Below are 8,443 nucleotides of genomic sequence, written 5' to 3'. Positions count from 1 at the left end.
ATGTCTTCAATCAGGGTTCTTTCTGCTCGCCGCCGGGCTATGGCACGGCCGGCAAGGCCGATGCGTTCGATCGTATCGATCGCCGGCAGAAGAGCGCCGCGTTCGCGAAGCGCGGCGACAATCGAACTGGCTATCGCAGCACCGTCGTCGGACATGGTCGCCGCTTGAACTGCTGCCAATAGCGCGACGCGGCGATCTTGCAGAGTCGCGCTTCTCGTATTCAGATAGACCATTAGCCGCGCCATATGATCCCGACGGGTTTCTTCACGACGTGCATAGAGGGCAAATTCGTCTGGAGCGGCGCCGATCTGATCAGCAACATACTTCAGCATGGCGCGAGGCGGAGTTTCTTCTGCTCCAAGCACTCGACCCGGGTATCGCATTAGACATAGCTGGATGGCGAAGCCGAGCCGATTGTGATTACGTCTCCGCAGTTCAATCTCCAGGCGATCCGCCAATGACAACGAATAGTGTCGGATTAGGTTATCCTCGTCGACTGGTATGTCGACAAGCTTCCGGCGATCTTGATCTTTAAGAAGCTTGCGCTTTGCCATCGCCCGACTCCATTGATGAGCAATCTGCTCGAAGCGTTGTCGAGTCGGGCCGGACAGAGAAATCAAAATTGGCGCATGTCGGTGGCAATCCACAGAGATCGGATGTTGCATATCGGATCTACGGCATCGTTCCGGTTTCGTTCGACCTTAGCGTACGATTTCGGACTGCTCTTGTTCCGACCCCAAATAATCTTGAGCAAGATTTGTTCACAAAAATCAATTCCGACCGCGATGTCTGAAAATAGTTGCGATCTGGCGGCCTATATCTGAAGGATTCATGCGTCCTGGCCTATACCAATTTGAAACATTGTTTAGTAGCGTCAGTAGAAGCAACCGATAGATGCCGCGATCATATTCGGCCTCTAGCGGAAGTTCTGCGATCAAGTCGCGAAATACGAGTTCGAATCTGTCACGCTTGTCGACCAAGCGATCTCGGATTTCAGCCGGCGCAGAAATGAAATCATTCATTAGGGGCATCGTCAATGAGGCGGGATCCAGTTGAATCTCCATCATGGTGATGCATGCCATCTCCAAGCGTTCCCATGGATCCGTTATCGGCTCGATCGCGGAGCGAACGCGATCTTCAGCAATCTGCAGGGCGATATCGTGGATGCGGACGAACAGTGCCTCTTTCGACTTGATGTAATGGTATAGAGAGCCGCCAAGGAGTCCAACGCGTTCGCCGATATCACGAACTGAAGTCGCAGCGTAACCTCGCTCGGCAAACAGCGCTGCAGCGGCTTCCAGGATCTCACAGTGGCGGTCGGTTATGCCCGTATCCCGCAACGCCACAGCCAGTAAACCGCTGACGTCTTTCGTGCTTCTAGGACCGTTTCCTGCCGTCATCGCCTCACCGGTTTCATTCATATTTCCTTTGCTAATAGCGCAGAGCTGTCATTTTCCCAAACTCTGGCTTCGTTACGAGACGAAAAGCGTCCGCCAGATTCCTCTTGCCAATTGTAACAATCGTTTGATACCACATCTCTCGTTCAGCTGAAGGAGGTAAAGTTGAGCGAAACAACCAGAGAGGCCATGGACTTCGACGTGGTGATCGTTGGCGCGGGACCGGCCGGTCTTGCCACCGCGATCCGCCTGAAGCAGCGCGCGGCCGAGGCAGGCGCGGAAATCTCCGTCGTCGTCGTGGAAAAGGGTTCGGAAGTCGGCGCGCATATCCTGTCGGGCGCGGTGATCGATCCTTCCGGCCTCGATGCGCTCCTGCCCGACTGGCGGGAAGATCCCGACCGACCGCTCACCACCGAAGTCACCGACGACCGCTTCCATGTGCTGACCGCCAGCCGTTCGCTGCGGCTTCCCAATGCGCTGATGCCGCCGCTGATGAACAATCACGACAACTTCATCGGCTCGCTCGGCAATGTCGCCCGCTATCTCGGGGCACAGGCCGAGGCGCTCGGCGTCGAGATCTATCCGGGCTTTGCGGCAACCGAAGTTCTCTATGACGACAACGGCGCGGTCACAGGCATCGCCACCGGCGACATGGGTATTGGCCGCGACGGCGAGCCGAAGGATGATTTCACCCCTGGCATGGAGCTTCGGGCGAAATACACCGTGTTTTCCGAGGGTGCTCGCGGCAGCCTGACCAAGCAGCTTCTCGCCCGCTTCAACCTGACCGAGGGACGCTCGGTGCAGAAATTCGGCATCGGCATCAAGGAACTCTGGCAGGTGAAGCCGGAGAAGTTCAGCAAGGGGCTGGTGCAGCATTCGTTCGGCTGGCCGCTCGACATGAAGACCGGCGGCGGCTCGTTCCTCTACCATTTCGACGATCATCTGGTGACCGTCGGCTTCGTGCTGCATCTCGATTACAAGAACCCGACGCTCTCACCCTTCGACGAATTCCAGCGTTTCAAGACGCATCCGCTGATCCGCGACACCTTCGAGGGGGGCAAGCGCATCGCCTATGGCGCCCGCGCGCTAACCGAAGGCGGCTACCAGTCGGTGCCTCAGCTTGCCTTTCCGGGCGGGGTGCTGGCCGGCTGCGCGGCTGGCTTCATGAACGTGCCGCGCATCAAGGGTTCGCACAACGCCATCCATTCCGGCATGCAGGCGGCGGATGCCGTGTTCGACGGGCTTGCGGGCGGTCGCGCCAACGATACGCTCGAAGCCTATGAGGCCGGCTGGCGCAGCTCGGCCATCGGGCGGGACCTGAAACCGGTCCGCAACGTCAAGCCGCTGTGGTCGCGGTTCGGCACCGTGCTCGGCGTCGGCCTCGGCGGCATCGACATGTGGCTGCAGACGCTTTTCGGCGTCTCTCCCTTCGGCACGATCAAGCACAAAAAGGCCGATTTCCAGAGCCTGAAGCCGCTTTCGGAAGTCACGCCGATCCAGTATCCGAAGCCGGACGGGAAGCTTACCTTCGACAAGCCGTCCTCGGTCTTCCTGTCGAACACCAATCATATCGAGGACCAGCCTGTTCATCTGAGGCTTGCCGATCCCGCCATCCCGGTCGAACGCAACCTGCCGCTCTATGGCGAACCGGCGCGGCTCTACTGTCCCGCCGGGGTCTACGAGGTCGTCTATGACGACGAACAGGCGAAGACCGGCCCCCGTTTCGTGATCAACGCGCAGAACTGCGTGCACTGCAAGACCTGCGACATCAAGGATCCCTCGCAGAACATCACCTGGGTGCCCCCCGAAGGCGGCGGCGGCCCGAACTATCCCAACATGTGACGCCCGTTCCATCCCTTTGTTTCTACGCATTATCCGACGCCAACCGCTTCGCAGCTTTGCCGGAAATGCTTCCAGACAGGAAGAAGAAGACCATGACCGCAATCTATATCGTCGACACTTTGCGCAGCCCGTTTACGCCCGCCTATCGCGGCGCGCTGGCCGGCGTTCGCCCGGATGATCTCGTAGCCGGCGTCATCAAGGTGCTGGTCGGCCGCTCCGGCATCGACCCTGCCGAACTTGAGGACGTGAACCTCGGTTGCGCCTTCGCCGAGGGCGAACAGGGCCTCAATATCGCCCGCTGTGCGGCACTGATCGCCGGACTTCCTCAATCTGTCTGCGGTTCCACGGTCAACCGCTGGTGCGGCTCCTCCATGCAGGCGATCCAGATGGCCGCTGGCGCCATCGCCATGGGCGCGGGTGACGCCTTCGTCGCGGGCGGCGTGGAAAGCATGAGCCGCGTGCCGATGATGGGCTTCAACCCCATGCCGAACCCGGCCTGGAGCGACGCCCAGCGCATCGCCTTCCTCAACATGGGACTGACCGCCGAAAACCTCGCCGACCGCTACGGTATCTCGCGCGAGGAACAGGACGCCTATTCGCTGGAGAGCCAGAAGAAGGCGCTCGCCGCCCGCGCCGATGGCCGGCTGGCCACCGAGATCGCCCCTATCGGCGATGTCGCCGCCGATGGCTGCCCGCGTGAGACGGACGCCGAAAAGCTCGCGGGCCTCAAGACCGCCTTCAAGGCCGGCGGTTCGGTCACGGCCGGCAACTCCTCGCCGCTCACCGACGGCGCATCCGCGACGCTGGTCTGCTCGGAAGACTTCGTCAAGCGCCATAACCTTAAGCCCCTCGCCCGTATCTCGGGATATGCCATTTCCGGCTGCGCGCCCGAGATCATGGGCATCGGCCCGGTCGAGGCCAGCCGCAAGGCGCTGAAGCGCGCCGGTATTTCCGCAGGCGATCTCGACGTGATCGAGATGAACGAGGCCTTCGCCGTGCAGGTTCTCTCCTGCTGCCGCGACCTAGACATCGATCCGACCCGCCTCAACCGCGACGGCGGCGCGATCGCGCTCGGCCATCCGCTGGGCGCGACCGGCGCCCGCCTCGTCGGCAAGGCGTCGCTGCTCCTGAAGCGCGACGGCGGACGTCACGCGCTCGCCACCCAGTGCATCGGCGGCGGTCAGGGCATCGCCATGGTTCTGGAGGCCGCTTGATCATGGCTACGATCAAAAAAGCCACCGTCATCGGCGCGGGCGTCATGGGTTCGGGCATCGCCGCCCATCTCGCCAATGCAGGGCTGGACGTGGTGCTGCTCGACATGGAGAAGAAGTTTGCCGATGGCGGCGTCGCCCGCCAGCTCAAGGCCAACGGCTTCATGGACCCGGCATTCGCGAGCCGCATCGCCACCGGCTCGACCAAGGACGACCTGGCGCTGATCGCCGACGCCGACTGGATCGTCGAGGCTGTCGCGGAAAAGCTGGAGATAAAGCAGACGCTCTACCGCGCCATCGACGGTGTCAGGAAGAAGGGCTCCATCGTCTCTTCCAACACTTCGACCATTCCGCTGCATTCGCTGGTCGAGAAACTGCCGGAGGGTTTCGCCGCCGACTTCCTCATCACCCATTTCTTCAATCCGCCGCGCATCATGCGGTTGCTGGAACTCGTCTCCGGCAAGGCGACCAAGCCCGAAGTGACCGCGACCATCCGTGATTTCGCGGATCGCGGCCTCGGCAAGAGCGTGGTCGTCTGCAAGGACACGCCCGGCTTCATCGGCAACCGCATCGGCAATTACTGGATGGTGGTGGCGCAGAACGAGGCCATAGAACTCGGCCTCGATGTCGAGGAAGCAGACGCCATCATCGGCAAGCCCTTCGGCATTCCCTCCACCGGCATCTTCGGCCTGCTGGATCTCGTCGGCATCGACCTGATGCCGACCATCCTGCGCAGCCTGCAGAACGCGACGCCGGAAGGCGATGCGGTGAAGGACTACGACGCCGAACCGGCGCTGATCGCCCGCATGATCGCGGAAAACCGTCTCGGCCGCAAAAGCGGTGCGGGCTTCGTGCGCCTTTCGCCCGACCGCAAGTCGCGCGACGTGACCGACCTGAAGACCGGCGAATACCGGCCGCAGAAGGCGGTTTCCTCCGAAAGCCTCGATGCCTCGGGCGGCGATCCGCGCGCGCTGATGGAGCATGCCGGCCTCGGCGGCCGCTATGCTGCGATCGTCATGGAAAAGGCACTTGCCTATGCCGCGTCGCTGGTGCCGGACATCGCCGACACGCCGGACGCCGTGGACGAGGCCATGCGCACCGGCTACGGCTGGAAGCAGGGTCCGTTCGAGCTGATCGACCGGCTCGGCGCCGGCTGGCTGAAGGCCCGGCTCGAAGCGCGCGGCGTTGCCGTGCCCGCCTATCTCTCGCTCGCAGCAGAAAAGGGCGGCTTCTATTCGGTCGTCGACGGCAAGCGCGCCAACCTGCTGCCTGACGGCACGGTCGAACCGATTGCCAGGGGTGACGGCGTGCTGCTTCTTTCCGACCTCAAGCTCGCCGGCAAGCCGGTCGAGGACTGGGGCGCGGCAAGCCTGTGGGATCTTGGCGACGGCGTCGCCTGCCTCGAATTCCGAACCAAGATGAACACCTACAATCCCGCCTTGCTCGACGCCATCAACAAGGCTGTCGAACGCACGGCGAAGGATTTCAAGGCACTGGTGATCGGCAGCGATGCCGCCGTGTTCAGCGCGGGCGCCGACCTGCGCGTCTTCCTCGATACGGTGGAAAAGGGCGGTCGCGAGGCGCTGGGCGCCTTCATCGACCATGGCCATCGCACCTTCAAGGCGGTGAAATACGCCCCCTTCCCGGTGGTCGGTGCCGCAGCCGGGCTGGCGCTCGGCGGCGGCTGCGAGATCCTTCTGCATTGCGACGCGATCCAGGCCCATGCGGAGCTTTCCATCGGCCTCGTCGAAACCCGCATCGGCGTCGTGCCGGGCTGGGGCGGCTGCAAGGAAATGATGCTGCGCTTCTCGGCATCGACCGCCGCGCTGCGCGGGCCGGTCGCGCCTGCGATTGCCGCCTTCAACCTGATCGCACCCGCCAGGGTTTCGGCCAGCGCCTTCGACGCCCGTAGCCTCGGCTATCTCAAGGCCACCGACGGCATCACCATGAACCGCAGCCGGCTGATCGCCGACGCCAAGGCAAAGGCGCTTTCGCTGGCGGAAGGCTATGTCGCGCCGGAACCGCCTGTCATCGCCATGGCCGGGCCGTCAGGGGCTTCCGCGATCCACAACATCATCGAAGGCGAAGCGCTCGCCGGTCGGGCCACCGCGCATGACAGGGTGGTCGGGCGCGCGCTTGCCAATGTTCTGACCGGCGGTCCCTCCGCCGATCCGCTGAAACCGCTCTCGGAAGACGATGTGATCGCGCTGGAACGCGAGGCCTTTGTCGACCTGCTCGCAACACCTGCAACCGTGGACCGCGTCAAGCACATGCTGGCGACCGGCAAGCCGCTGCGCAACTGAACAAGAAGAGGCAAGGAACTCCCATGGCAGGCTATATCCCTCCCGTCGACGACATCTCCTTCCTGCTCGGCGAGGTCTTCGACTTCGACGCGCAGATGGCCACCCTTCCCGGCTTTGAAGAGGTCAATACGGAACTCGCAACGAGCGTCATGGAGGAAGGCGGCAAGTTCTGCGCCGAGATCCTCGAACCGCTCAACCGTCCCGGTGACGAGGAAGGCTGCAAGCTGGAAAACGGGCTGGTGACGACGCCGAAGGGCGTGTCCGACGCCTACAGGGCTTTCGTCGAGGCCGGTTGGGGCGGTTTGTCAGGCGATCCGGAATTCGGCGGACAGGGCCTGCCGCGCGCGCTGCAGATCCTGCTGGACGAAATGCTATCTTCCGCCAATCTCTCCTTCGGCCTGTTTCCGGGTCTGACCCGCGGTGCCGTCGAGGCAATCGCCCACCATGCAAGCGACGAGCTGAAGCAGACATATCTGCCGAAGATGATCTCGGGCGAATGGACGGGCGCGATGGCGCTCACCGAATCCTCCGCCGGCACCGACCTCGGCCTGCTCACCACTCGCGCAGAGCCGGTGGGCGACGGTTCCTATTCCATCAAGGGCACGAAGATCTTCATCTCCTCTGGCGATCATGATTTCGGCGGCAACATCGTGCATCTGGTGCTGGCCCGCCTGCCCGACGCGCCGAAGGGCGTGAAGGGCATCAGTCTTTTCCTGTCGCCCAAGTTCCTCGTCAAGGAAGACGGTTCGCTCGGAGACCGCAACCGCATGTCGGTCGGCTCGCTGGAGCACAAGATGGGCATTCACGCCCAGCCGACCTGCGTGATGAACTATGACGGCGCCATCGGCTGGCTGGTCGGCGAACCCGGCCGCGGCCTCAACGCCATGTTCACGATGATGAATGCCGAGCGCCTGTTCGTCGGCATTCAGGGACTGGGCATCGGCGAGGCCGCCAACCAGAAGGCCGTGACTTACGCCCGCGAGCGCCTGCAGGGCCGTTCCGCCGACGGTGCGCGTGGCCCCGTATCGATCATCGAACATGCCGACGTGCGCAAGATGCTGCTGACAGGTCGGTCGCTGACCGAGGCCGGTCGCGCACTCGCCATCTGGACTGCGTTGCAGATGGATATCGCCACCCGTCATCCCGATCAGGACACCCGCCGCAAGGCCGATGGCTTCGTCGCGCTGCTGACGCCGGTGGTGAAGGCCGCCTTCACCGATTTCGGCTTCGAGATCGCCGTCCAGTCGCAGCAGGTGTTCGGCGGCCACGGCTATATCCGCGAATGGGGCATGGAGCAGTATGTGCGCGATGCCCGCATCGCCCAGATCTACGAGGGCACCAACGGCGTGCAGGCCATGGACCTCGTCGGCCGCAAGCTGCCGATGGAAAACGGCGACGTGGCGCGCGGCTTCTTCGCGCTGGTGCGCGATGACCTTTCGACCACGAAGGGTCCGGCCGAACTGGAAACGGTTAAGGCCTCGGTCATCGAGGCTCTTGCCCGGCTGGAGAAACTGACGGAAGAATTGCTGGCCAAGGGTGCCGATCCGGTGGAGGCCGGAGCAAGCGCCACCGACTACCTGCGCTTCTTCGCGCTGGTGAGCTTCGGCTGGCTCTGGGTGCGCATGGCCGAAAAAGCCTCGGCCGATGCGACGACGCCGCTGAAGCAGCGCAAGCTCGCGCTTGCCCGCTT

The 8,443-nt window shown here is 62.9% G+C and carries 6 protein-coding genes; 4 read left to right on the top strand and 2 right to left on the bottom strand.

All coding sequences use genetic code 11. The annotated features are described in order from the left end of the window. Window positions 1–554, bottom strand: a 554-nt coding sequence (locus DOU54_RS18830; protein WP_146617387.1) for a DUF4158 domain-containing protein, incomplete at its 3' end; no start/stop codon positions are given. Window positions 555–770: 216 nt separating this feature from the next. Next, on the bottom strand, window positions 771–1,421 hold the full coding sequence (locus DOU54_RS18825) for a TetR/AcrR family transcriptional regulator (protein WP_234823816.1): 651 nt from the start codon (window positions 1,419–1,421) through the stop codon (window positions 771–773). A 141-nt stretch (window positions 1,422–1,562) separates the two neighbouring features. Between DOU54_RS18825 and DOU54_RS18820 the strand changes: the two genes are divergently transcribed. From DOU54_RS18820 to DOU54_RS18805, 4 genes are all read left to right on the top strand, one after another. Continuing rightward, window positions 1,563–3,239, top strand: coding sequence for an electron transfer flavoprotein-ubiquinone oxidoreductase (locus tag DOU54_RS18820; RefSeq protein WP_092938766.1), 1,677 nt, complete (start codon window positions 1,563–1,565; stop codon window positions 3,237–3,239). 92 nt (window positions 3,240–3,331) lie between these two features. After that, window positions 3,332–4,453, top strand: a complete 1,122-nt coding sequence (locus DOU54_RS18815) for a thiolase family protein (protein WP_092938768.1) — start codon at window positions 3,332–3,334, stop codon at window positions 4,451–4,453. 2 nt (window positions 4,454–4,455) lie between these two features. Next, on the top strand, window positions 4,456–6,753 hold the full coding sequence (locus DOU54_RS18810) for a 3-hydroxyacyl-CoA dehydrogenase/enoyl-CoA hydratase family protein (RefSeq protein WP_113731734.1): 2,298 nt from the start codon (window positions 4,456–4,458) through the stop codon (window positions 6,751–6,753). Between the two features lie 23 nt (window positions 6,754–6,776). Further along, window positions 6,777–8,443 (top strand): acyl-CoA dehydrogenase family protein (locus DOU54_RS18805; protein WP_286079937.1); only part of this gene is annotated, 1,667 nt, incomplete at its 3' end.

The sequence above is a fragment of the Agrobacterium sp. MS2 genome (assembly GCF_003261015.1).
GTDB lineage: Bacteria > Pseudomonadota > Alphaproteobacteria > Rhizobiales > Rhizobiaceae > Agrobacterium > Agrobacterium pusense.
This window is presented reverse-complemented; position numbering and strand designations above follow the sequence as displayed.